This is a genomic window from Brevibacillus sp. FIR094, assembly GCF_050477165.1.
Taxonomy (GTDB): Bacteria; Bacillota; Bacilli; order Brevibacillales; family Brevibacillaceae; genus Brevibacillus.
In genome coordinates this window covers 1-23,408 of sequence record NZ_JBEAES010000029.1, presented here as the reverse complement: position 1 = coordinate 23,408, position 23,408 = coordinate 1, and the positions used below count along the sequence as shown (strand labels likewise).

The following is a 23,408-nucleotide window of genomic DNA, read 5'->3' as shown; positions in this document are numbered from 1 at the left end:
TCGCTTTCATGCATGCCAGCCTCACTGAGTTTTCAAAACCTACGTAACTTTCCCATTAGCAGGTATAAAAATGTCATATCGGTACGATACTGTGAATACTTTTATATAACCTTTTACAGGTTGGTTTAAGCCAAGTCGGCAAGAGTGGGGGTTTCCATGAGCACATCCGATAATCGCAAGGATTATTCTTTGCCACCTTTTAAAGTGGAATACCGCAGTGAAAACGCAGACGAGCATCTCGCCGGTCACCTTGCGCAGCGCTTTCGCTTAAATCGGTTCGATGACGACCTTGTCATTGTATGTATTGGGACAGACCGTTCTACTGGTGATGCTCTAGGCCCATTAGTAGGAACCAAGCTCATCGCACAGTCACCTCGTTTTTTGCAAGTGTACGGAACGCTTGAGGACCCTGTACATGCCATGAATCTTAAGGAAAAATTAGAGCTCATCCACGCGAATCATCCGACAGCTACACTCATTGCAGTCGATGCCTGTTTAGGTCAATTTAGCCACGTCGGAAACATCAATGTGATTAATGGTCCACTAAAACCAGGGGCTGGTGTAAAAAAAGAGCTGCCTCCTGTTGGTTCCTTCCACATTACTGGGATTGTCAACGTAGGAGGATTCATGGAGTATTTTGTCCTTCAAAATACCCGCCTCTCCATCGTCATGAACATGGCAGATATCATAGCTTCCGGACTGGCAAAAGCCGTAACACTGGCTTCTACGCCTAGTCGATTCGATAGTGTGTTATATGATTGACCGTTTCTTTCTGCAAAAGGTTCCATCCCTCTTTAGAAAACTTGCTTTTTGATCTGTTCTCTCCCTCAACGGATGACAGGTCTATTTTTTTACAAAAAAATCGTCAGGCGCTTTTCGATCACTTGAGCACTGATCGGCGTTGGCGATACGCTTTCTCCATCTGCATGGACGGGCAACTGTCCTGCTCCTTGTATCGTTACCTGCTTGCCCCTATAAAAACGGACATCTGGATGATGACGGTGAGCTCCTGTGAATATTTTCGGAAAAGCTGCTAACAATCCAAGTCGACTCATACCACTTACTACGCAAATATCCGCAATGCCATCGTCCGGTATAGCATCGGGACAGATCAGCATTCCGCCTCCGTAATTCGGAATATTGGCGGCGACAACTAGCCAGACAGCCTCTAAACGAACCTCAAAACCATCAACGCTCAGTACGATGTCACGTGGCTGATAGGTACATACGACGCGAATCACCGATATAATGTAGGCGAGTGCTCCTAGCTTGTAACGATTCAGCCAAGCTTTGTACACAGCTTGATCCGTTATCTTTGCTACCTGTGCATCGAATCCAGCTCCGATTGAATTCGCAGCTACTTTTCCATCCATTAAAATCAGATCGATTCGCTTTTCCCCTTTTTCCGACAGAATTCTATCTAATGCCTGTAACGGTTTCATCGGAATTCCATGTCCGCGAGCGAAATCATTTCCGGAACCAGCCGGCACCACTCCAAATCGACAATCTTGATTCGATTCGTATATGCCGTTTATCACGCCTCGGACCGTTCCGTCTCCCCCGACAGCAATGATTTTATTTACTCCCTCTTTTTGAATCAACTCTTTTGATAATTTTTCCGCGTCCCCCTCTCCTGATGTCAACCTGACATGAAAAGGCGCTCCTAGACGTCGTAGCGTCGGCTCAATTTGCCTCCATACTTTCAAGCCTGTGCCATTGCCCGATACAGGATTGACGATTACACCCAACATAGTAATTCTCTCCCCAACATGCTGTCGTACTGTACTGTCCCGTCCCACTTATCCATACCTGCTCGCAAATCAAGTTTTTGTATCATATTATCGCATGCTATTTTTATCGATGATAGTTGATTTTTCATAAAAAAAGACTCCTCCCGAAGGAAGAGCCTCTGTGCCAACTATGAAAACAGCTTTGAAATCCAATCGATAAAGGGAACTCCGACTGCTGCGATCACTAATGCTGGCATCATGTTGGCTACCCTTATCTGTTTGATCTCCAAAACGTTTAACCCAATCGCAATAATCATCAAGCCACCTACCGCCGTTACTTCTACCAGGATCGCATCCAGCATCGTTTCACTTACCACACTGTAAATACGTGTAGATAATAACGCAATCATGCCTTGATATAAAAACACGGGCACAGCCGAAAAGATAACACCGATTCCTAGCGTTGATGTGAAAATGATCGCAGAGAATCCGTCTAGCAATGCTTTCATAAACAGTACATCATGGTTGTTACGCAAACCACTGTCCAATGCACCCAATACAGCCATGGCTCCAATACAGTACACCAGCGTCGTCGTGATAAAACCAGTAGCGATGCTGCCTTGGCTACCCCCAACTTTCCTCTCCAGCCAGTTCCCCAGATTGTTTAAGCCTTTTTCAATCCCAATCCATTCACCTAGTACTGTTCCTAGCACAATACTGATAATCACGAGTAAAAAATTATCCGAACCCAGGCACATTTTAATGCCCAATATGAATACGGCCAGAGCAATTCCTTGCATGACGGTTTGTCGCATCGACTCCGGAATTCGCTTCAACATTCTGCCTAACAATGCTCCTAAGATGATTGCTCCGGCGTTGACCAATGTTCCCAGCAAGATCACTTGCGCTGTCCCCCTACAGATGCCTTACCCTTACACAAACGCTGCTGCTATTTCCCGAACAGCGTTATGAAGCGCTTCTACATCTTTCTCTGAGTTGAAAATTCCAAAGCTGGCTCGAACCGCTCCACGTTGTTCGGTACCGGCGGTCTGGTGACCCAGTGGCGTGCAATGAAAACCCGATCTGGTCGCAATCCCGTATTGTTGATCCAGGATAAACGATACCTCTGCTGCATCCACCTCTCCGATATTAAAAGCAACCACGCCTACACGTTCGGTCTCAATCCCTGGTCCGTAGACCTGTACCCCCTCGATCTTCTGCAATCCAATGATTGTTTGTTTCACTAATTTCCATTCGTGCTGACAAATGTTGTCCACACCTTTTTCCATGACAAAATCAACGCCTGCTTGCAGTCCTGCCAAACCAACCGTATTGAGCGTCCCGCTTTCGTATCGGTCTGGACGAGTTGTCGGTTGATCGATCGCTTCAGACTGACTGCCTGTCCCCCCATGAATCAAAGGCTCGAGATCAATATCACTGCTCACGTACAAACCACCTGTACCTTGTGGACCATACAGCCCTTTGTGCCCTGGAAAAGCAAGCATATCGATGTTCATTGCCTCTACATCGATAGGCAAAACACCAGCAGATTGAGAAGCGTCCACCAAAAACGTAATTCCGTGGTCCTTTGCCAGTTTCCCCAGTTCGGCAACAGGCAGGATGACACCTGTCAAATTGGAGGCATGACTCACAACGATTAACCGCGTCGCCGGCGTAATTGCCTTGGCAAAATCCTCTACATAAAATTGATGGTCTTCTCTCGGCTCGACAAAAGTAGCTTCTACTTGGTTGTTTTTGCGCATGTACTCGATGGGACGTCTTACCGAATTATGCTCAACAGACGAAGAAATAACATGATCGCCTGCTTGTAAGAATCCTTTTATAGCCTGATTAAGCGCTTGAGTAGCATTGAGATAAAAAAAGAGGTTATTCGGGTTTTGAATCCCAAACAACCGCGACACTTGCACCCGTGTCCGAAACACAGCTTTACTCGCTTTCATCGCCAGCGCATGTCCACCTCGGCCAGGATTTGCAGCAAAGTCTTCGATGACCTCCGCCATCATTTCTTTGACTGCTGGTGGCTTCGGCCATGTAGAAGCTGCGTTATCCAAATAGATGATCGCCATGACTACCTCCTGGACTTACTGCTCTATATTCAACATATCGATGATTCGTTCCAAGTCTTCCTGTGAATAGAAGTCAATTTCGATCTTGCCGCGCTTCGATCCTTTCTTAATCTTGACCGATGTTCCAAAACGACTGCGTAGCCGTTCCTCCATCTCGATCAATACAGGCTCGTTTTTCGCTGGCTTTTTCTTTTTTGTTTCACGTGAAACATTGAGCTGCTTCACAAGCTCTTCCAGCTGACGAACACTCAATCCTTTTTCCACCACGTCATTTGCAAGCTGTTGCTGTACTTTCTTATCCGTTACCCCAAGCAAAGCACGCGAATGTCCCATGGATAGTTCGGCTGCCGAGACCATTTTTCGGATCTTCTCTGGCAGTTGTAGCAACCGCAGCATATTGGCTACATGCGGTCGACTCTTCCCTATCTTTTGTGCAAGCTGTTCTTGCGTATAATCATGGTGGGAAATCAGCTTGTCATAAGCCTCTGCCTCTTCGAGTGGATTCAGATTTTCCCGTTGCAAGTTCTCAATCAGGGCAATCTCCATTAATTGCTGATCTGTGTACGCCTTTACTACTACCGGAACCTCTTTTAACCCCGCTACTTTTGCAGCACGCAATCGTCTTTCCCCAGCTACAAGCTCGTAACCTTTGATGCTTTTCCGAACAATCAGTGGTTGGATGATCCCATGCTCTTTGATCGACTGTGCTAGTTCCTCGATAGCCGATTGCTCGAATTCTTTCCGGGGCTGATAAGGGTTAGGACGAATCTCATTGATGGAAACTTCTTTTACTTGTTCCCCTTCTTCGATGAGATTGGAAGTAATAAGCGCATTCAGCCCTTTTCCCAATCCTCTACTCATACCCCTACCACTTCCTTCGCCAAATCAGTATAGACTTCCGCTCCTCGTGAGCGTGGATCGTACGTAATGATGGCTTGTCCGTGTGACGGTGCTTCACTCAAGCGAACATTTCGAGGAATAATGGTCTTGTATACTTTGTCCTGAAAATACTTTTTCACTTCTTCAATCACTTGCAATCCGAGATTCGTACGTGCATCGAGCATCGTCAGCACGACACCTTCGATCGCAAGCTGTGAATTCAAGTGTTTTTGGACCAAACGAATGGTGTTCAACAGTTGGCTTAATCCCTCTAGCGCATAGTATTCACACTGGATTGGAATTAAGACGGAATCAGATGCTGTCAAAGAATTAACGGTCAAAATCCCTAAGGATGGCGGGCAATCGATAATGACGTAATCGTACTTGTCTTTGACAACTTCCAGCGCCTTTTTCAGACGAACCTCACGAGAAATCGTAGGAACCAGCTCGATTTCCGCACCTGCCAATTGAATGGTGGCAGGAATGATCATTAATCCTTCAATTTCAGTTGGCAAAGTCGCATCGACGGGGTTGATATCATTGATCAGGACATCATAAATGCAGTACTTAACATCTGCCTTATTTACCCCGATCCCACTGGTTGCATTTCCTTGCGGATCAATATCAACCAGCAGCACCTTTTTCCCCAATGCGGCCAAACAAGCACTTAGATTGACGGACGTAGTCGTTTTCCCGACGCCGCCTTTCTGGTTCGCAACCGCAATGATTTTTCCCAACTTCTCCACCTCTTTTTTGTCGTGTAGGAAAGCTTGTGGCGTGACCAGTACACTCTCCAGTACGTCTTTCAAAGTCATCTTCTGTATCCTCATCTAGTTAGTCATTTGAGTCTATTTACGATTTGCTCGTATTCTTGTAAAACGATCGTCTTTTATACAATTTTCTTCGTTCGCTGCCATTCAGTAACCTTTACATGGCCTGTACATGATAAGACGAAAAAAGTCTCTGCAAAGTTATCCTCATTTATTATCGAGTAAACCTGCAAGTATGCACAGGTTGGTACTTTCCATGTTATCAGATTTGCAGCTTGGTCGTACGCTGTTTTTTTTAGATAGTGAGACAAAAAAGCCTGATTTTTGTCCCGAAAATGCAGATTTCCCTAGCTTTTTTTATACGAAATGCTTTTTTCTGGAAATTAAATATTGCCGAAAGTCTCATTTTCCTATAAATAATCAGCATTTGCCCAAAAAGAAAGGCGACCTTGTCGCCATTTTTGTTACCATCACATTTATTTCCCTGTTTCCTTGTTCTTCGGAATACGAATGGTGAATTGATAGAATTCATCATGATCTTCTTCCGCCGTCTCTACAGGTAGGCCTGTCTGGATCACCATATCGATTGATTGTCGAACAGTATTAATCGCAATCCGCGTATCTCTTGAAAATGCCTTCCAGCGAGGCTTCGCATCTTTTTCCGATTTAGGGTTCTCAGCTAATTCAAGAAGTTGCTTCACGCGCACTTCCGTCTGTTTCACGTTCCATTCCCGCTCCAAAATCTCCAGCAGGACTTTATTTTGTAATTCTGGATCTTTTAACGGAATCAGAGCCCTTGCATGACGCTCTGTTACTTGTCTGGACAACAATGCATTTTGAATTTCTTGCGGTAAATGGAGCAAGCGCAATTTGTTTGCGATTGTCGATTGTCCTTTGCCTAAACGTTGAGCAAGACTCTCTTGCGTCAAATTGTGCAAATCAATCAGCTTTTGATATGCGACTGCCTCTTCAATGGCTGTCAAACCTTCTCGTTGCAAATTCTCAATCAATGCGATAGAGGCTGTTTGCGAGTCATTAAACTCTTTGACAATCGCAGGAATCCTCTCCATGCCCAATTTTCTAGTTGCACGCAAACGTCGTTCTCCAGCAATCAATTCATAACGACCATCGCGAACCCGCACGACAATCGGTTGAATGAGCCCATGAGTTCGTATCGTTTGACACAACTCATCAATTTTCTCGTCATCAAATACAGTACGAGGCTGATATGGATTCGGTACAATCTCCTCAACCGGTATTTGTTTGATTTCTTCGTTATCTGTCTTGTCCGTCAAGCCAAAAATCCGAGAAAATGAATCTTTAACTGCCATAGAAAAATCCCCCACTTCTACCCGTTCCATCCGTGCTATTTTAAAGTCTTTGAAGAGATGTCCAAAAAGTCATCTTGGATCACAAAGTAATCCTGAAACATTGCGCAACAACGAAACAAGCGTTCATCTTCGTAATCCCGGTGCTCATGTAGCTCCCCTACATTCCGCCCCTCCAGCTTCAGCTTCTCGCCACTTTCTTGATGCTGAAAAAATAACTTTTTGAATAGGTCCTTGAAACTGAAAAAGGTCCTGTCCAATCAACGACAGAATCTTCCTAGAAACATTTTGTATCCCTCGCCCATCCATTGTCTGGATATGACAGATTGAATATGTTCTTTGATTGTTGCTGCTAAGGAAAAATGGCATATTGGCGTCGTAAGTGAGTCCAGTCCTACTCTTTTAACATAGGTCCTCCTCTTACATTGTTAGAGGCAGCATGCATCTACTTTTAAAAAAGCTTCACAAGCCCTATAATGCATACTGCTTAACAGACTCTTCTTGCCCATCCGGTCGGTTTGTAAAATTGCCTTTGACCTAATCTTCTTTCCCTACACGCTTTCTTCAGGTTCATTTATATATATGTAATTCTGCAAGATTCGCCCAATTCCTGCTAACAAAAAACGTTTCACGTGAAACATCAATCGTGATCTTCGTCATAAAAATCGCGATCGTCACGGTGCTTTGGCCTCTCTTCACTTCCAATGCTCTCATCAGTAGGATGTGAAATCTTGGTGACAGAAAACAATCGAGGAAAAAGTCTGTGAAAGTCTAACGTCAGGTACGAGAAAACCGCGGCAACGATCGCAGCGACATACATCCCTGCACTGAACATTAGACCAATGGCTGAGGCAACCCACATCCCTGCTGCCGTCGTCAGACCTTTCACCGTACCATTGAATTTAATAATAGCTCCGGCTCCCAAAAATCCCATGCCTGTCACGACTTGTGCAGCTACCCTCCCTGGATCATGATTTACGCCACTTGAAGAAAAACCGTAAATAGAAGCTAGTCCAAAAAGACACGAACCAAAGCAAACGAGACTATACGTTCGAAAACCAGCGCCTCTTTGCCTACTCACATCCTTTATGAATCTCTCTCGCTCCCACCCCATGATGGCACCTGCTAGAAAAGCAAGAAAGAGCCGAAGCAATATGGTCGGGAGTTCTGGTGGAAAAAAGGAGGAAAGTACTGCTGCTTGCATAGTCTAATCACCCTCTCATACGATGTCATTCTTTCGAAGGAGCTAGTACTATGTATATGCCGAGTTGTAGACTCCATGATCCAAGAAGCAAACCTGAGAGACTACTTTTGAGGCATCCTTTCTATTTCATCAGGAACGGACAGTTTCACGTAAACTTTCCACACGAAAAAAGGCCGCAGCACGTGGCTACGACCCTCTCCTATGACTGACTCCTACACTAAAGGCTTTTTCGCAGGAACTCCTGCCTTGCGCGGATAGCTTTTCGGTGTCGCTTCTATTTTTTCCATGATGACGATGTTACGCTCTCCCGCTTCCTCTAGAAGCTGGAAAGTCTCGACCTTTCTCGTCTTCCCACCGAGCGTCTTGATTGCCTTTTTTGCTTCAGCAAGCTCTGGAGTAATCTCCGCTCCCTTGAGAGCGACAAAGTGTCCTCCGACTTTGGCAAAAGGTAGGCAGAACTCCGATAACAGATTGAGTCTCGCAACAGCACGTGCCACTACGAGATCAAACTTCTCTCGATAAATCGCTTCTTGCCCACGATCCTCAGCACGCCCATGTACGGGATTTACGTTCTCCAGGCCCAGTTCCTTTGCTACATGCTGCAAAAAGCTCATACGCTTGTTCAAGGAATCAATGATCGTCATTTTCAGATGTGGGAAGCAAATTTTCAAAGGAATGCTCGGAAAGCCTGCGCCCCCACCGATATCTACAACGGATTGCACCTGGTCAAATGGGAAGTAAAAAGCCGGCGTAATCGAATCATAAAAATGCTTGTTGTACACTTGGCCCTCTTCGGTAATCCCGGTCAGGTTCATCTTCTCATTCCATTCCACCAGCAGGCGGTAAAAATGATCAAACTGCTCCTTCTGACGATCCGTCAAAGAAATCCCCTGGGCTGCAAGTACCTCGGCAAACTGTTCTTTCGTCATAGCTTTTCTCCTTATTCGGCTACTCCCACGCGTTTGTATTCCAGATATACCATCAACACGGAAATGTCTGCTGGAGTAACCCCTGCGATACGAGCCGCCTGCCCGATGTTCAACGGACGAATTTTGGTCATATTGTCACGGGATTCCTTGGACAAACCGGAGATTTGGTGGTAGTCAATATCCGTTGGGATGCGGCGCTCCTCCATTTTTTTCATCCGCTCAACCTGTTGCAAAGACTTTTTGATGTAGCCATCGTATTTAATCTGGATTTCAACCTGTTCGGTCACATCCTCTGGCAGTGCTTCTGGTGCAGGGACCATTTGAGCAATGTGGCTGTAGTTGATTTCCGGACGACGAAGCAATTGAGCAAGCTCGATGACATCTGTCAGTTCAGGAGAGCCCGCGTTGCGCAAAACCTCTTGGACATGTGCCATTTCAGGACGTACACGCGTGTTTGCCACACGTTCTTTTTCTTGCTCGATCAGCTCTCGTTTTTGGTTAAATCGATTATAGCGCTCTTCGCTAATCAGACCAATTTCATGGCCGATATCCGTCAGGCGCAAGTCCGCATTGTCATGACGCAGCAGCAAGCGATATTCTGCACGAGAAGTAAGCAGACGATAAGGCTCATGCGTTCCTTTCGTAACAAGGTCGTCAATCAATACACCGATGTACGCCTCTTCTCGTCCCAAAACAACTGGTGGTTTCCCTTGAACGCGACGTGCTGCGTTAATTCCTGCCATAAGACCTTGACCCGCTGCTTCTTCATAGCCAGAGGTACCATTGATTTGCCCTGCTGTGAACAAGCCAGGCAAGATTTTGGTTTCCAAAGAAGGCCAGAGCTGCGTCGGCACGACCGAGTCATACTCAATCGCATAGCCAGGGCGCATCATTTTGACTTCTTCCATTCCAGCCATGGAGCGCAGCATGGAAAGCTGAACATCCTCCGGCAAGCTGGTCGACAAGCCTTGTACATACATTTCTTCGGTATTGCGTCCTTCTGGCTCCAAGAAAATTTGGTGACGCGGCTTATCGTTAAAACGAACTACCTTATCTTCAATCGAAGGGCAATAACGCGGGCCTGTTCCTTCGATCATCCCCGAGTACATAGGCGCACGATGCAGATTGCTATTGATGAGTCCATGCGTTTCTTCATTTGTATATGTCAGCCAGCAAGGAAGCTGATCCATAATAAATTCCGTTGTTTCATAAGAAAAAGCACGCGGTACTGGATCACCAGGCTGAATTTCCATTTTAGAGAAATCCACACTGCTACTATGAACACGCGGTGGCGTCCCCGTCTTAAAACGTGTCATTTCAAAACCGAGTTCCTTCAAATGATGTGCCAGACGAATGGACGGACGCATGTTGTTCGGTCCACTTTCGTATTGGAGATCTCCGAGGATGATCTTTCCGCGCAAATAAGTTCCGGTCGTCAATACAACGGATTTGGCCATGTATCGCGCCCCAGTTTGCGTAATAACCCCTTCACAGACTCCATCGTTCACGATCAGCTCTTCCACCATCGCTTGACGCAGGATCAAATTCGGAGTATTTTCAATCGTTTTCTTCATTTCATGCTGATACGCAAATTTGTCTGCTTGTGCGCGCAAGGCATGCACAGCAGGTCCCTTCCCTGTATTCAGCATACGCATTTGGATATGGGTTTTGTCAGTATTGCGTCCCATCTCTCCACCCAGCGCGTCCAATTCGCGTACGACGTGGCCTTTTGCCGGACCACCTACGGAAGGATTACATGGCATGTACGCCACAGCATCCAGGTTGATCGTCAACAGCAATGTACTGGAGCCCATACGTGCAGCCGCCAATGCCGCTTCCGCACCGGCATGACCCGCACCAATGACAATGACGTCAAACGAGCCCGCTTCATATGCAGGTACAACGTTCATTTTTTGTCCTCCTCTATCACTTACCCAGACAGAACTGGGAGAAAATCTGGTCAATCAAATCCTCGCCGACGCTTTCTCCGATGACTTCCCCAAGCAGCTCCCACGACTTTTTAATGTCGATCTGAATCATGTCTACTGGCATCAAGTCATCGATTCCACCCAGCGCTTCATCTATGGCTCGTTCTGCCTGACGAAGCAGTTGAATATGTCTAGCGTTACTCACGTAGGTCAAATCATCCTGCTGCACACGGCCACTGAAGAAAATCTCCCCAATTGCCTGCTCCAGAAGATCAATCCCCGTCTCCTCACGCGCAGACGTCATAATTAACGGCTGCTGAGGGAAATGACGCTTGATCTCTTCCAAATCCACTTTTTGCGGCAGGTCGAATTTATTAACAATCACAATCACATGGAACCCTTTTGCCGCTTCAAAAATCGCGTAATCATCGGTGGAGAGAGGCTCGTTGTAGTTGATCACGAGCAACACGAGGTCAGCCTTTTGCAGTAGCTGTCTGGACTTCTCTACCCCTATTTTCTCCACGATGTCCTCTGTATCGCGAATTCCTGCCGTATCGATGAGTCGCAAAGGAACTCCGCGCACATTGACATACTCTTCAATAACATCGCGCGTCGTTCCCGCAACGTCAGTCACAATCGCCTTTTCCTCTTGGACCAGACTATTCAATAGAGAGGATTTCCCTACATTCGGACGTCCAATAATCGCGGTCGACAAGCCTTCACGCAAAATTTTTCCTTGCTGTGCGGTCTGCAACAGTCGTTGGATTTCACCTTTAACCTCCAGGCACTTTCCTCGCAAGAAATTTTGTGTAAATTCCTCAACGTCATGCTCTGGATAGTCCAGTGTTACTTCTATATGGGCCATCGCTTCAATCAAGTTTTGGCGCAGCTGCCGAATGAGCCTGGACAGCTTCCCTTCTACTTGATTCAATGCGACCTTCATCGCTCTGTCTGTTTTCGCCCGGATCAAATCAATGACGGCCTCAGCCTGAGACAAATCGACACGTCCATTTAAGAACGCACGCTTTGTGAACTCACCTGGCTCCGCCAATCTTGCACCATTATCCAAGATTAACTCCAGAACCTTTTCAACGGAAACGATTCCTCCGTGACAGTTTACCTCAACTACATCCTCCCTCGTAAATGTACGGGGAGCCTTCATTACGGAAACCAGTACCTCTTCCACTCGTTCACCTGTGTTTGGCTCATACAAGTGCCCATAATGGATCGTATGGCTGTCCACAGTGGACAACCGCTGCTTTCCTTTATATATCTTATCCACAACTTCGATCGCTTCCGTACCGCTTACCCGGATCACGGCAATACCGCCTTCACCCATCGGTGTTGCGACCGCCGCTATTGTATCGAATTTCATGCTGTTCACCTCAAGCTTTCCACTCTTACAAGTCAGCCACTAACTTACTAGCATAACAGATCGTCTAGAAAAATTCCAAAAGAAAGTGCAGCCAATCCATATAGCTAAACACCCAATAGGAAAAAGCAACCCTATCTGCCAAGGTTGCTGTCCATTTTGGTTATCCACAGTATAATCATTTTCGCAAATCCTCAACCATTTGGTCAATTATCCACAGTGGACAACTTTTTGAAAGAGATTGTTCAAAATGTCGTCGCTTGCTCAATTGAATTCAGGCAAAAAAAAGAAGCCTAGCGAGAGGCTTCTTTCGGTGCAATCACGATATAACGATTTGGCTCGTCTCCTTCACTGAAGGTAACCACATCCGCTCTCTTTTGCAAGAAGGCGTGAATTACTTTCCGTTCAGCAGCAGACATTGGTTCCAGACGTACATCCCGTTTGGTCGATAACGCTTTTTTCGCCACACGATCTGCGAGCTGCTCCAATGTTTCCTTGCGACGCAGCCTGTAATTTTCGGCATCCAGAGTGATACGTACATGTTTGTCCGCATGACGGTTCGCTACGACGTTTACGAGATACTGTAATGAATCAAGAGTTTGTCCCCTGCGGCCAATAATGATTCCCAGATTGGTTCCCTGGATGTCAAACAGCATGCCCTCTTCATTTGTACGCGTCTCCACTTTGGCATTCACCTTCATGTTCGACAAAACGTCTTGAAGAAAGTCACGTCCCTGTGCAACCGGATCAAAGTGAAATTCTACTTGCACTTTGGCGTCCTTTGCCCCAATAAGACCAAACAATCCTCTGCTTGGTTCCTCTAGAACTTGGATCGTTGCCCGCTCACGCGGCACTCCCAATTCCAGCAAAGCTTTTTGCACAGCATCGTCGATCGTTTTTGCCGTAGCTACCACCTTTTTCACTTGGAGGCTCCCCCCTTAGGAGTAGGCATATTCCCTTTATCACGATACAGGAAGTAGGTTTGTACAATGGTAAACAGGTTACCGTATACCCAGTACAGAGACAGTGCTGATGGCAATGTGACGGCAATCGCCAAAATCATCAGCGGCATCATGATGATCATCATTTGCATTTGTGGGTTTCCTTGGTTTGCCTGACCCATCATCTTGGACTGCAAGTACGTCGTAATCGCCGCAACAATCGGCAAGATGTAGTACGGGTCTTTTTCTCCCAACGTCAACCACATGAACGTTTGTGAGTTAATCTCGGTCGTACGGATGATCGCATGGTAGAACGCGATCAAAATCGGCATTTGTACCAACATTGGCAAGCATCCTGCCAACGGATTAACACCGCTCTTCTGGAACAAAGCCATTGTTTCTGCTTGCGCTTTTTGTGGATCATTCTTGTGCTTCTCACGGATTTTTTGCATCTCCGGTTGAACTTCTTGCATTTTCTTGGAGCTCTTGATTTGCTTGACCATCAATGGAAGCACAATGATTCGAATGATGATCGTTGCAACCAAAATACCCAGACCGTAGTTGTTTCCGAGTATTAATGCGCTCTCTTTAATCAGCCAGGACAGTGGATAGACCAAATACTTGTCCCAAATGCCGGTTGCGTCAGGGCCAATCGGTGCAGCAGCTTGGGGGTTACAGCCCGACAAAACTAGAACCAGCATAGTCAGCATAAGAATGCTGAGTGTACGTCTACTCAAGGGTGATCCTCCTTTTCCCCGCTTCAATTGAGGTAATCTTATTTGTGCTGATCCGGGACTGGATCATACCCGCCCGGGTGGAACGGATGGCATTTCAAGATGCGAAGAAGGGCCAACCAGCCTCCCCTCCACGCTCCAAATCGACGAATCGACTCGATTGCGTAGTGGGAACAGGTGGGCGCGAATCTACATGAAGGTGGCTTATACGGAGAAATCATCAGTTGGTATCCCCGAATCAACCAAACCATGATCTTCGCCATCATCGTTTCACCCTCTTTTTCCATCTCTTTTTCCATTATGTACGGGTGCCTGTTTGATCACTTTGGCTCGCTTCATCACATGTAACAGAGATTGCTCAATGGCTTCAAGCGTCATCGCTTCCACACCCGGACGGGCGATGATGACGAGATCGAGACCGACTGGAATATCAGACTCCATTCGAGCTACTGCTTCGCGTATAAGCCGCTTGACTCTATTGCGGACAACAGCATTGCCAATTTTTTTACTGACGGAAATTCCAGCGCGAAAAGCCGCTTGTCCCTCTTGCTTTGATGAATACAAGACAAACTGCTTATTAGCAGCAGAACTTCCTCGTTGAAACACAGCTTGGAATTGCTCATTTTTTTTGAGCCGGTGTGAACGATGCAAAGGTAAACAACCCCTAACATCACAATTATAGTAGAAAACGTACACAGCATCTACCAGTATATCCTTGTTTCGTCCACTTTTTTCCCTAAGTATACTCTGTTTAGAACAAAATCAAAAATTCAGCGAAAAAATATCGGCTATCAGCCAATTTCCGCGATGATTTCTGCACTGGCACAGCGCAAGTCAGAGAGCAATTGCTCATCCGCTTGGAAAAAGCCCAATATTTGAAGAGACAAGGAAAGCTTGGCAGGCAGATCCGCCCAATGATTCTCCAGCCATTCATCAGAATCCACGCTATGATATATCCAGATCGCCTCTGAAAATAATAAAAACCCGGCCATATCAAGCTGATTTTGCGCCTGCAATCTCTGAACCTTCCTCTTTACTAACCAATCATTTTCAGCCGCCAGTGCAAACGTAATCCCTTCATTTTTTGACCGTAGATGAGCTCGATAGTCCGCCAATAGCATAAGCGCATCCTGTACCTCTTCATTACTCCGGTATGTCTCCTGAAAAAAGCCATCCACAACGTCCGAACGTCTTGCTTTCTGTACCAGCTGATACAACTGTGCATCACTCAATGAATACCCCTGGAAAACGGCACTCATTTGCAGCGCACCGACCCATCCTGCCCATGCAGCCAAATAAGCGGAGTAAGGAAAGCCTTCCATTAAGGCAGCCTGCGCCTCTTCGTGGAACGAATCTACTTCCGCTTTTGCCTGTGCGAACATTTTCTCTTTTCCAGCCTGAGAATCCATATAGGCACACATGTCATTCATCCAGGAAGTGAAACGATCCTCTGGATCCAGAACAACCTTTGCTTCCTTTAAGTAACGCCATGCCCACGGATTCTCGTATACTTCTTCATCTGTAGGAGCACATTGGACCAGCAGCTGTATCACATGCCCTCTAAACAGGCGATTTTCGCAGGAAGGCTCACCTTCTCCCTCCACAAAGATGTGTAAATCGAGGTCGCTGTATGCGTCCGCTTCTCCCCTCCCGACAGATCCACCAGCATAGGCACATACCAAGCTGGCTAGAGGCCATTCATCAAGAAACTCGCGCGCCAACGTCGGTTACGTCCTTGCTTTGCTCCATCGGCCTCCTCCTGTCTCTTCATAATAGTAGGATTTTCGGTAGCTAGGTAACGATTATCCCTCAAAAGGTTTCCACATCGGAGAAGGCCTTCCTCTTTTTATAAGAACAAAGAATTTTCAGACATACGTAAGCAAACAAAAAGGCCACTAAAAGTGTGGCCTAAGCGGAAAGAACTTTTCTACCTCTTTGACGACGAGCAGCCAAAATTTTGCGGCCATTCTTTGTGCTCATGCGCTTACGGAATCCATGATCCTTTTTGCGCTTGCGGTTGTTAGGATTGAAAGATGGTTTCATTACGTATACACCTCCGTCTTGCAAAGACATTCTTTTGCATTATAAGAACATATGCCTAAAAAGTCAAGTGACGGTGGAATTTCATTACCAAGGCAAATATCCCCATAAAACTATTTCCCGGACCTGTGGATATCATTTTATCCACAAAAATAGCTTTCGACAAGTTTATCTACAGCTTGTACACAAAATATAGGGATGTGAATATGTGGCGAGTACCAGAAGTTGTGTTTGTGGATAAGTATGAAAAAACCATTGATACCATGCCTTATATCTGTTATTATGTTTTTGTTTTGAAGCGTGAATAACTCCGATACGTAAATCGGTTTTTCCACAGGGTGTGGATAAGTTTGTGGACAGATTCTTTCCTATGTGTATGTCGTTACTCACAGGATTGAGGATAACCGTCTGCTTTTTTTCACTTCTACGAGCGGAATCCCTATATTTCGACTTTTTTTATCCACAGTCGCTACATACGGCTGTGTTGACAATTAGGTCACAACATAGCAGGTTTTTGCACTTTTTCTCGATCATTATAGATGATCGGTGCTTCATCAATTTTTCGGATGGTCCAGAGGGAGGGATTCTGGTTGGATGCTGCGATTAGCGAACTATGGCGCAAAGTACTCGCCAAGATAGAAAAATCGCTAAGCAAACCCAGTTTTGATACCTGGCTGAAGGCGACAAAGGCAACTACATTAGAAGAGGATGCACTGATCGTCGTCGCACCAAACGACTTTGCTCGTGATTGGCTAGAAACCAGGTACGCACAACTGATTACCGATACACTATATGAAGTGACGGGTATCAATATGAAAGTAAAGTTCGTCGCATTGCAAAATCCTGATGCGGCTTTTGCCGACGAACAACCTGCCCCACGGGTGAAAATGAGCGAACCGCCAACAGTCGCGGATGACCAGCCACCCAGTATCTTAAATCCCAAATACACCTTTGACACGTTTGTCATCGGCTCAGGGAATCGATTCGCTCACGCCGCATCGCTTGCGGTTGCTGAAGCTCCTGCAAAAGCTTACAATCCCCTCTTCATTTACGGAGGAGTCGGACTTGGCAAAACCCACTTAATGCATGCAATTGGCCATTATGTCATTCAGCACAACCCATCGGCGAAAGTGGTCTATTTGTCGTCTGAGAAATTCACCAATGAATTCATCAACTCTATTCGTGACAACAAAGCCGTCGAATTCCGCAATAAATACCGGAGTGTTGACGTTCTTTTAATTGATGACATTCAGTTTTTAGCAGGCAAAGAATCGACACAAGAAGAGTTTTTCCATACGTTCAATGCCTTGCATGAAGAAAGCAAACAAATCATCATCTCCTCCGATCGACCTCCTAAGGAGATCCCGACACTGGAGGATCGCCTCCGCTCACGCTTCGAATGGGGACTGATTACGGATATTCAGCCGCCAGACCTCGAAACGCGGATTGCGATTTTGCGCAAAAAGGCGAAAGCAGAAAATCTTGATATCCCTAATGAGGTAATGGCGTACATCGCCAACCAGATCGACAGCAACATCCGCGAGCTGGAAGGCGCACTGATTCGTGTCGTTGCCTACTCCTCCTTGATTAATCGCGATATCGACACGCAGCTGGCAGCGGAAGCACTGAAAGACATTATTCCTTCCTCCCGCCCACGCGTGATTACTATTATGGACATCCAACGAACGGTCGGAGAAGCGTACAGCCTGAAACTAGAAGATTTCAAGGCGAAAAAACGGACAAAAACCGTCGCTTTCCCACGTCAGATTGCGATGTATCTCTCCAGAGAGCTGACGGATGCCTCCTTGCCGAAAATCGGTGATGAATTTGGTGGCCGTGACCATACGACAGTCATCCATGCCCATGAGAAAATCTCTCGTGCGCTGGCAAATGACCCTCATATGCAAACAACAATTCAGTCGCTCATTGAAAAGTTAAAAGCAAGCCATTAAACCTGTGCATAACGCAAAAAGCCTATACACAACTTACCCACATGTGTATAGGCTCTCTTTTACGTATTGAACCCACATATCCACAAATCCACAGGCCCTATTACTACTTCTGTTAAAAAGATTTATCCTAATAAGTTATGATAAAGGCGCAGCCATTATGCAGATTCCAACCAAAAATAATGGCGCCGGAGAGGGAGGCTCACGTCGATGCATATTACCGTTCAGCGTGAAAAGCTATCGAACGCCGTATCGCATGTTAGCAAAGCAGTTTCTAGCAGAACTACGATTCCAATTTTGACCGGGATTAAAATCAAAACGGATGATGAAGGTTTGACACTGACAGCAAGCGATTCTGATGTGTCTATTGAAGTTCAGATCCCGTTGGAAGAAGCAGGAGAATGGGGAGTAACCGTACATCAACCTGGTAGCATTGTGTTGACTGCACGTATTTTCAGCGAAATCGTGCGTAAGTTGCCAAGCAATGAAATCGATATTCAAGTTGATGATCGTCTCGTAACCAAAATTCGTTCCGGACAAGCTGAGTTCACCATTAACGGAATGGATGCCAATGAATATCCACAGCTGCCGCATCTGGAAGAAGATAAAGTCTTCAGTGTTCCCTGTGATTTACTGAAGGCGATGATTCGCCAGACTGTTTTTGGTGTCTCTACTTCCGAAATGCGTCCGATCTTGACCGGTTTGATGTGGTCGCTTGATCAAGGTAAATTGCGTTTTGTAGCAACCGACAGCCATCGCTTGGCTAGCCGTACCGCAATGGTCGAATGCCCAGAGGATCTTTCTTTCCATAACGTGGTTGTTCCGGGTAAAAGCTGCAATGAATTGGTAAAGATATTAGATGACGACCAAAATCTCGCGGATATCGTTGTTGCTGACAATCAAATTTTGGTGAAGTCCAAGCATATCCTGTTCTATTCCCGTCTCTTGGAAGGAACATATCCGGACACGACCAGAATTATTCCACAAGGAAGCAAAACAGAGATCACCGTTAGTACCAAGGAGTTTTTGCAATCCATCGAGCGTGCTTCCTTGCTGAGCCGCGAAGGCAAATCGAACGTAGTCAAGCTCGTTACGATGCCTGATGGAACCGTCGAAATTACGTCCAATGCACCTGAGATCGGGAAAGTAACGGACATTTTGACGCCAAAAGCAATGAATGGCGAAGAATTGAAAATTTCCTTCAACGCCAAATACATGATCGATGCGCTGCGTGCAATCGATAGCGCGGAAATCAAAGCGAGCTTTAGCGGCCCGATGAGTCCATTTGTGATTCGTCCGACCGATCACGACTGGATGCTCCATTTGATTTTGCCGGTTCGTACGTACTAATTTGTTTTACGTAAAAGAAAGGAGCCAAGCCATGCGTGAGGTTTCCATTAGCACAGACTATATTGCTCTCGGCCAATTTTTGAAGCTGGCTGAAATCATTGACACGGGGGGAATGGCCAAAGCTTTTTTGGCTGAGGTTCCGATCCAGGTCAATGGAGAGTTGGACAACAGACGTGGACGCAAGCTATATCCTGGCGATGAAGTAGCGATTGAAGGCTATGGTCGCTATCAAGTGGTACGCCCCTGAGAGGAGAGCGTGATTCTTGTTTCTCAAGAACCTGTCTCTAACCAATTATCGCAACTACGAAACGATGTCCCTGTCATTTGACGGTCCCATCCAGTTGTTTATTGGCAACAACGCTCAAGGGAAAACGAATGCTCTCGAATCGATCTATGTTTTGGCACTCGCCAAATCCCACCGAACGCCCCGCGACAAGGAGCTAATTTCCTGGGATGCCGATTATGCCACGATCCGTAGCGATGTTCTTCGTCGCTACGGTTCTGTTCGTTTAGAGCTGCAGTTGACAACCAAGGGAAAGCGGGCCAAAATCAACGGAATGGAACAGCAGAAGCTGAGCGCCTATGTGGGGGCATTGAATGTCGTCATGTTTGCACCCGAGGATCTTTCCATTGTCAAAGGCGCACCTGCCCAGCGTAGACGCTTCATCGATATGGAAATTGGTCAGGTTTCACCTACGTATCTTTATTATTTGAGCAATTACAACAAAGTGCTGGCCCAGCGAAATCAGCTTTTAAAGGATTTGGCCATGAAAAAAAGTAACTCGCTGGAAATGCTGGCAATTTGGAATACCCAATTAGCCGATTTAGCGGTAAAATTGTTACGGAAGCGTTTTGAGTTCATTCGGAAGCTGGAGACGTGGGCACAGGAAATCCACGCCGGCATTACCGATGGCAGGGAAAGACTTTCTTTGCATTACGTTAACTCATCGCCCGTTACAGAAGAGATGACGATAGATCAGGCTGTAGATAAAATGCTTGCTGCCTACGAAGAGGTTCGCGATCGGGAAATCATGCGGGGGAGCACCCTTATTGGGCCACACCGTGATGATTTTTCACTTAAAGTGAACAACATGGATGTGCAAACGTATGGTTCCCAGGGACAGCAACGTACCAGTGCGCTGTCCATTAAATTAGCCGAAATTGAGCTGATTAAAGAAGAAGTGGGAGAATACCCCGTTCTGTTGTTGGATGATGTCTTGTCAGAGTTGGATGAACATCGGCAAACATTGCTGCTCGAAACTATTCAGGATCGAGTACAAACGTTTGTAAGTACCACAGGTGTGGAAGGCTTAAAGCATCAGGTTCTCCAGCAAGCCTCTCGTTTTTACGTGAGGGAAGGGAAAATCTCCGGAGAAAGGTAGGGGGGTACAGGGATGTTTATTCACATTGGTGGAGATACTGTGGTGAGCACGAAGGAAGTTATTTCCATTCTTGATCATCAGACTGTGAAATCCTCAAAAATCAATAAAGCGTTCTTACTCGAAAAAAGTAAGACAGTTGTTGACCATAGCGAGGAAGAAACGAAGTCTTATGTAATCACCAAGAACGCCATTTACTGTTCACCTATTTCTTCTCTGACGCTGAAGCGACGCGCTCAGTTCGTGGACAGCTTGGATCAGTTTCCCTTTGTACAAGCTGAAGTGGAGGAGTTGACAGAGTAGTGGATCAAGTGACGAAAGATACAAACTACGATGCGAGTCAGATTCAGGTACTGGAAGGGCTAGAGGCAGTTCGGAAACGTCCCGGAATGTACATCGGGTCGACCAGCAGCCGAGGTTTGCATCACCTGGTATGGGAGATTGTCGACAATGCCATTGACGAGGCGCTGGCTGGTTATTGCGACGAGATCTTGGTGGTCATTCATCCAGACAACTCCGTATCTGTAACCGATAACGGTCGAGGAATCCCAACTGGCATTCATGAAAAGACCGGAAAATCCACAGTTGAAACCGTTTTGACTGTATTGCACGCCGGTGGTAAATTCGGCGGTGGCGGATACAAGGTGTCCGGCGGTCTTCACGGGGTAGGTAGCTCGGTAGTGAACGCACTATCGGAGTGGATGGAAGTCGAGGTTAGACAAAATAACCAGGTATACTTCATGCGCTTTAAAGTAGGTGCACCGGATGCCGATCTTGCTGTTGTGGGCGAGACCGAAGAGACGGGAACAAAAGTTACCTTCAAGCCAGACCCGACTATTTTTACCGAAACAACGGTATTTGAATACGAGATTTTGCAAAAACGTATTCGCGAGCTGGCGTTCCTTAACAAAGGCTTGCGCATCACGCTGAAAGATGCACGTCCAGATCAGCAGAAGGAAGAGTCCTTCCACTACGAGGGCGGTATCATCCAGTTCGTAGAATACTTGAATAAAAACCGGGAAGCCCTGCATGATGATGTGATTTATTGCGAAGGGGAAAAAGAAGGTCTTGTCGTGGAGGTTGCCCTTCAGTACAACGACAGCTATGTGAGCAACATCTACTCTTTTGCCAATAATATCAACACGCATGAGGGTGGTACTCACGAAACCGGATTTAAAACGGCTCTTACTCGTGTTATCAATGACTACAGCCGCAAGTTTAACTTCCTGAAGGAAAAGGATCCGAATCTTTCCGGGGACGATGTGCGTGAAGGAATCACTGCGATTATCTCCGTAAAAATTCAAGAGCCTCAGTTTGAAGGACAAACAAAAACGAAGCTGGGCAACTCGGAAGCGCGTAGCATTACCGAGTCTGTCTTCGGTGACCGTTTTAATACCTTCATGGAAGAAAACCCGGGTGTAGCCAAAAAAGTTGTGGAAAAAGCGCTCATGGCATCTCGTGCCCGTGAGGCAGCTCGTAAAGCACGTGAAATGACTCGTCGCAAGAGTGCGCTGGAAGTAAGTGCTTTGCCGGGTAAACTGGCAGACTGCTCTTCCAAAGACGCATCCGAATCTGAACTGTTCATTGTAGAGGGTGACTCTGCGGGCGGTTCTGCGAAGATGGGACGCGACCGTCATTTCCAAGCCATTCTTCCTCTTCGCGGGAAGGTATTGAACGTAGAAAAAGCACGTCTGGACAAAATTCTCGGCAACAACGAGATCCGTGCCATTATTACGGCTCTGGGAACGGGTGTTGGTGAAGACTTTGATATTTCTAAGGCACGTTACCACAAAGTCGTCATTATGACGGACGCCGACGTCGACGGATCGCATATTCGCACGCTTCTGCTGACGTTCTTCTTCCGCTACATGAAACAGTTGATTGAAGCGGGGTATATTTATATTGCGCAGCCACCTCTCTACAGCATCAAGCAAGGGAAGACGTTGCAATATGCTTATACCGACAAGCAACGTGATGCGGTACTCGCTACCTTGAAAGCTCAACCGAAGCCTAACGTCCAACGCTATAAAGGACTAGGTGAGATGAATGCGGATCAATTGTGGGAGACTACAATGGACCCAGAAGTCCGTACGTTGCTTCAGGTAGACCTCGAGGATGCTATGGATGCCGATATGGTGTTTGAGACACTGATGGGAGACGAAGTAGAGCCTCGCAGGGAGTTTATTGAGCAATACGCGGCAAACGTTCGCGATCTTGATATTTAAGTTGGAACAAAGAAAAGCTTGTCCTTTACCGGGCAAGCTTTTTCTTAATGAAAATTTCAAAACACATTTGAAATCTAGTAAGAACATGACTTATAATAGGGTGTACTTTTGTTAAGCTCGTTTCAAAAAAAAGTTCACTCACGCAATAAAAAAAATCAAATTTTCTATTGCAATGAATTAAAAAGTATGCTAGATTTAAATTCCGGAAGTAATCATGGGCCTATAGCTCAGTTGGTTAGAGCGCACGCCTGATAAGCGTGAGGTCGGCTGTTCGAGTCAGCCTAGGCCCACCACTTACATAGCTGACATGGCAATTGCGTCATTAAAGCGCTAGGATGGGGCTGTAGCTCAGTTGGGAGAGCGCCTGCCTTGCAAGCAGGAGGTCATCGGTTCGATCCCGTTCAGCTCCACCATTCTAAAATATGATTATTCCTCGGTAGCTCAGTTGGTAGAGCAATCGGCTGTTAACCGATCGGTCGGCGGTTCGAGTCCGTCCCGAGGAGCCATTGAAATGGCCCGTTGGTGAAGCGGTTTAACACAGCAGCCTTTCACGCTGTCATACA

23 protein-coding genes and 3 tRNA genes are annotated in these 23,408 nt (G+C 46.3%); 10 read left to right on the top strand and 16 right to left on the bottom strand.

What is annotated here, in order from left to right; translation table 11 throughout:
• Positions 1–156 precede the first annotated feature (156 nt).
• Positions 157–762 (top strand): spore protease YyaC, encoded by a 606-nt coding sequence (gene yyaC / locus ACQ5DJ_RS22205; protein WP_007720159.1) that lies wholly within the window; start codon positions 157–159, stop codon positions 760–762.
• 89 nt (positions 763–851) lie between these two features.
• On the opposite strand, the gene ACQ5DJ_RS22200 is transcribed toward yyaC, so the two are convergent.
• The 16 genes from ACQ5DJ_RS22200 to rpmH form a co-directional block, all read right to left on the bottom strand.
• Entirely contained in the window at positions 852–1,751 is a 900-nt protein-coding gene (locus ACQ5DJ_RS22200; protein WP_429844346.1) for a diacylglycerol/lipid kinase family protein, read from the bottom strand.
• A 167-nt stretch (positions 1,752–1,918) separates the two neighbouring features.
• A complete protein-coding gene (locus ACQ5DJ_RS22195) occupies positions 1,919–2,632 on the bottom strand; it encodes a DUF554 domain-containing protein (protein WP_429844345.1) in 714 nt (237 codons plus the stop codon).
• Between the two features lie 30 nt (positions 2,633–2,662).
• The gene (locus ACQ5DJ_RS22190; protein WP_429844344.1) at positions 2,663–3,817 is read right to left on the bottom strand and encodes an aminotransferase class V-fold PLP-dependent enzyme; all 1,155 of its coding nucleotides are present in this window, start codon (positions 3,815–3,817) and stop codon (positions 2,663–2,665) included.
• A 15-nt stretch (positions 3,818–3,832) separates the two neighbouring features.
• Positions 3,833–4,678 carry a ParB/RepB/Spo0J family partition protein gene (locus tag ACQ5DJ_RS22185; RefSeq protein ID WP_392431136.1) on the bottom strand — a complete coding sequence of 282 codons (846 nt, stop codon included), beginning with the start codon at positions 4,676–4,678 and terminating at the stop codon, positions 3,833–3,835.
• Entirely contained in the window at positions 4,675–5,433 is a 759-nt protein-coding gene (locus ACQ5DJ_RS22180) for a ParA family protein (RefSeq protein ID WP_015894094.1), read from the bottom strand. Before ACQ5DJ_RS22180 ends, ACQ5DJ_RS22185 begins: the two co-directional genes overlap by 4 nt.
• Positions 5,434–5,942: 509 nt before the next feature.
• On the bottom strand, positions 5,943–6,797 hold the full coding sequence (noc, locus tag ACQ5DJ_RS22175) for a nucleoid occlusion protein (RefSeq protein WP_137031572.1): 855 nt from the start codon (positions 6,795–6,797) through the stop codon (positions 5,943–5,945).
• A gap of 637 nt (positions 6,798–7,434) precedes the next feature.
• Positions 7,435–7,998, bottom strand: coding sequence for an MgtC/SapB family protein (locus ACQ5DJ_RS22170; RefSeq protein WP_429844343.1), 564 nt, complete (start codon positions 7,996–7,998; stop codon positions 7,435–7,437).
• A 212-nt stretch (positions 7,999–8,210) separates the two neighbouring features.
• A complete protein-coding gene (gene rsmG / locus ACQ5DJ_RS22165; RefSeq protein ID WP_017246837.1) occupies positions 8,211–8,927 on the bottom strand; it encodes a 16S rRNA (guanine(527)-N(7))-methyltransferase RsmG in 717 nt (238 codons plus the stop codon).
• Positions 8,928–8,938: 11 nt separating this feature from the next.
• Positions 8,939–10,837 (bottom strand): tRNA uridine-5-carboxymethylaminomethyl(34) synthesis enzyme MnmG, encoded by a 1,899-nt coding sequence (mnmG, locus tag ACQ5DJ_RS22160; RefSeq protein ID WP_429844342.1) that lies wholly within the window; start codon positions 10,835–10,837, stop codon positions 8,939–8,941.
• 16 nt (positions 10,838–10,853) lie between these two features.
• A complete protein-coding gene (gene mnmE / locus ACQ5DJ_RS22155; protein ID WP_429844341.1) occupies positions 10,854–12,230 on the bottom strand; it encodes a tRNA uridine-5-carboxymethylaminomethyl(34) synthesis GTPase MnmE in 1,377 nt (458 codons plus the stop codon).
• A gap of 290 nt (positions 12,231–12,520) precedes the next feature.
• A complete protein-coding gene (gene jag / locus ACQ5DJ_RS22150; protein ID WP_007720132.1) occupies positions 12,521–13,150 on the bottom strand; it encodes an RNA-binding cell elongation regulator Jag/EloR in 630 nt (209 codons plus the stop codon).
• Positions 13,147–13,905: a membrane protein insertase YidC gene (gene yidC / locus ACQ5DJ_RS22145; protein ID WP_429844340.1), complete on the bottom strand. Its 759-nt coding sequence runs from the start codon at positions 13,903–13,905 to the stop codon at positions 13,147–13,149. Before yidC ends, jag begins: the two co-directional genes overlap by 4 nt.
• Positions 13,906–13,943: 38 nt before the next feature.
• Positions 13,944–14,168, bottom strand: a complete 225-nt coding sequence (gene yidD / locus ACQ5DJ_RS22140; RefSeq protein WP_429844339.1) for a membrane protein insertion efficiency factor YidD — start codon at positions 14,166–14,168, stop codon at positions 13,944–13,946.
• Positions 14,169–14,172: 4 nt separating this feature from the next.
• Entirely contained in the window at positions 14,173–14,553 is a 381-nt protein-coding gene (rnpA, locus tag ACQ5DJ_RS22135) for a ribonuclease P protein component (RefSeq protein ID WP_429844338.1), read from the bottom strand.
• A 140-nt stretch (positions 14,554–14,693) separates the two neighbouring features.
• Complete coding sequence (locus tag ACQ5DJ_RS22130) at positions 14,694–15,623, bottom strand: hypothetical protein (protein ID WP_429844337.1); 930 nt, start codon at positions 15,621–15,623, stop codon at positions 14,694–14,696.
• Positions 15,624–15,810: 187 nt separating this feature from the next.
• The gene (gene rpmH, locus ACQ5DJ_RS22125) at positions 15,811–15,945 is read right to left on the bottom strand and encodes a 50S ribosomal protein L34 (protein WP_007720125.1); all 135 of its coding nucleotides are present in this window, start codon (positions 15,943–15,945) and stop codon (positions 15,811–15,813) included.
• Between the two features lie 587 nt (positions 15,946–16,532).
• Between rpmH and dnaA the strand changes: the two genes are divergently transcribed.
• The 9 genes from dnaA to ACQ5DJ_RS22080 all read left to right on the top strand — a co-directional run bounded on the left by dnaA (position 16,533) and on the right by ACQ5DJ_RS22080 (position 23,351).
• Positions 16,533–17,894 (top strand): chromosomal replication initiator protein DnaA, encoded by a 1,362-nt coding sequence (gene dnaA, locus ACQ5DJ_RS22120; protein WP_429844336.1) that lies wholly within the window; start codon positions 16,533–16,535, stop codon positions 17,892–17,894.
• Positions 17,895–18,101: 207 nt separating this feature from the next.
• The gene (dnaN, locus tag ACQ5DJ_RS22115) at positions 18,102–19,241 is read left to right on the top strand and encodes a DNA polymerase III subunit beta (protein ID WP_429811325.1); all 1,140 of its coding nucleotides are present in this window, start codon (positions 18,102–18,104) and stop codon (positions 19,239–19,241) included.
• 31 nt (positions 19,242–19,272) lie between these two features.
• A complete protein-coding gene (yaaA, locus tag ACQ5DJ_RS22110) occupies positions 19,273–19,488 on the top strand; it encodes a S4 domain-containing protein YaaA (protein WP_017246846.1) in 216 nt (71 codons plus the stop codon).
• Between the two features lie 16 nt (positions 19,489–19,504).
• Positions 19,505–20,623 (top strand): DNA replication/repair protein RecF, encoded by a 1,119-nt coding sequence (gene recF, locus ACQ5DJ_RS22105; protein ID WP_429844335.1) that lies wholly within the window; start codon positions 19,505–19,507, stop codon positions 20,621–20,623.
• Between the two features lie 12 nt (positions 20,624–20,635).
• Entirely contained in the window at positions 20,636–20,923 is a 288-nt protein-coding gene (gene remB / locus ACQ5DJ_RS22100) for an extracellular matrix regulator RemB (RefSeq protein WP_137031562.1), read from the top strand.
• The gene (gene gyrB / locus ACQ5DJ_RS22095; protein WP_429844334.1) at positions 20,923–22,845 is read left to right on the top strand and encodes a DNA topoisomerase (ATP-hydrolyzing) subunit B; all 1,923 of its coding nucleotides are present in this window, start codon (positions 20,923–20,925) and stop codon (positions 22,843–22,845) included. The genes remB and gyrB overlap by 1 nt, the downstream gene beginning before the upstream one ends.
• A 216-nt stretch (positions 22,846–23,061) precedes the next feature.
• Positions 23,062–23,138: transfer RNA gene (locus ACQ5DJ_RS22090), tRNA-Ile, on the top strand.
• A 44-nt stretch (positions 23,139–23,182) separates the two neighbouring features.
• Positions 23,183–23,258: transfer RNA gene (locus ACQ5DJ_RS22085), tRNA-Ala, on the top strand.
• Positions 23,259–23,275: 17 nt separating this feature from the next.
• A tRNA-Asn gene (locus tag ACQ5DJ_RS22080) sits at positions 23,276–23,351 on the top strand.
• Positions 23,352–23,408: the final 57 nt, after the last annotated feature.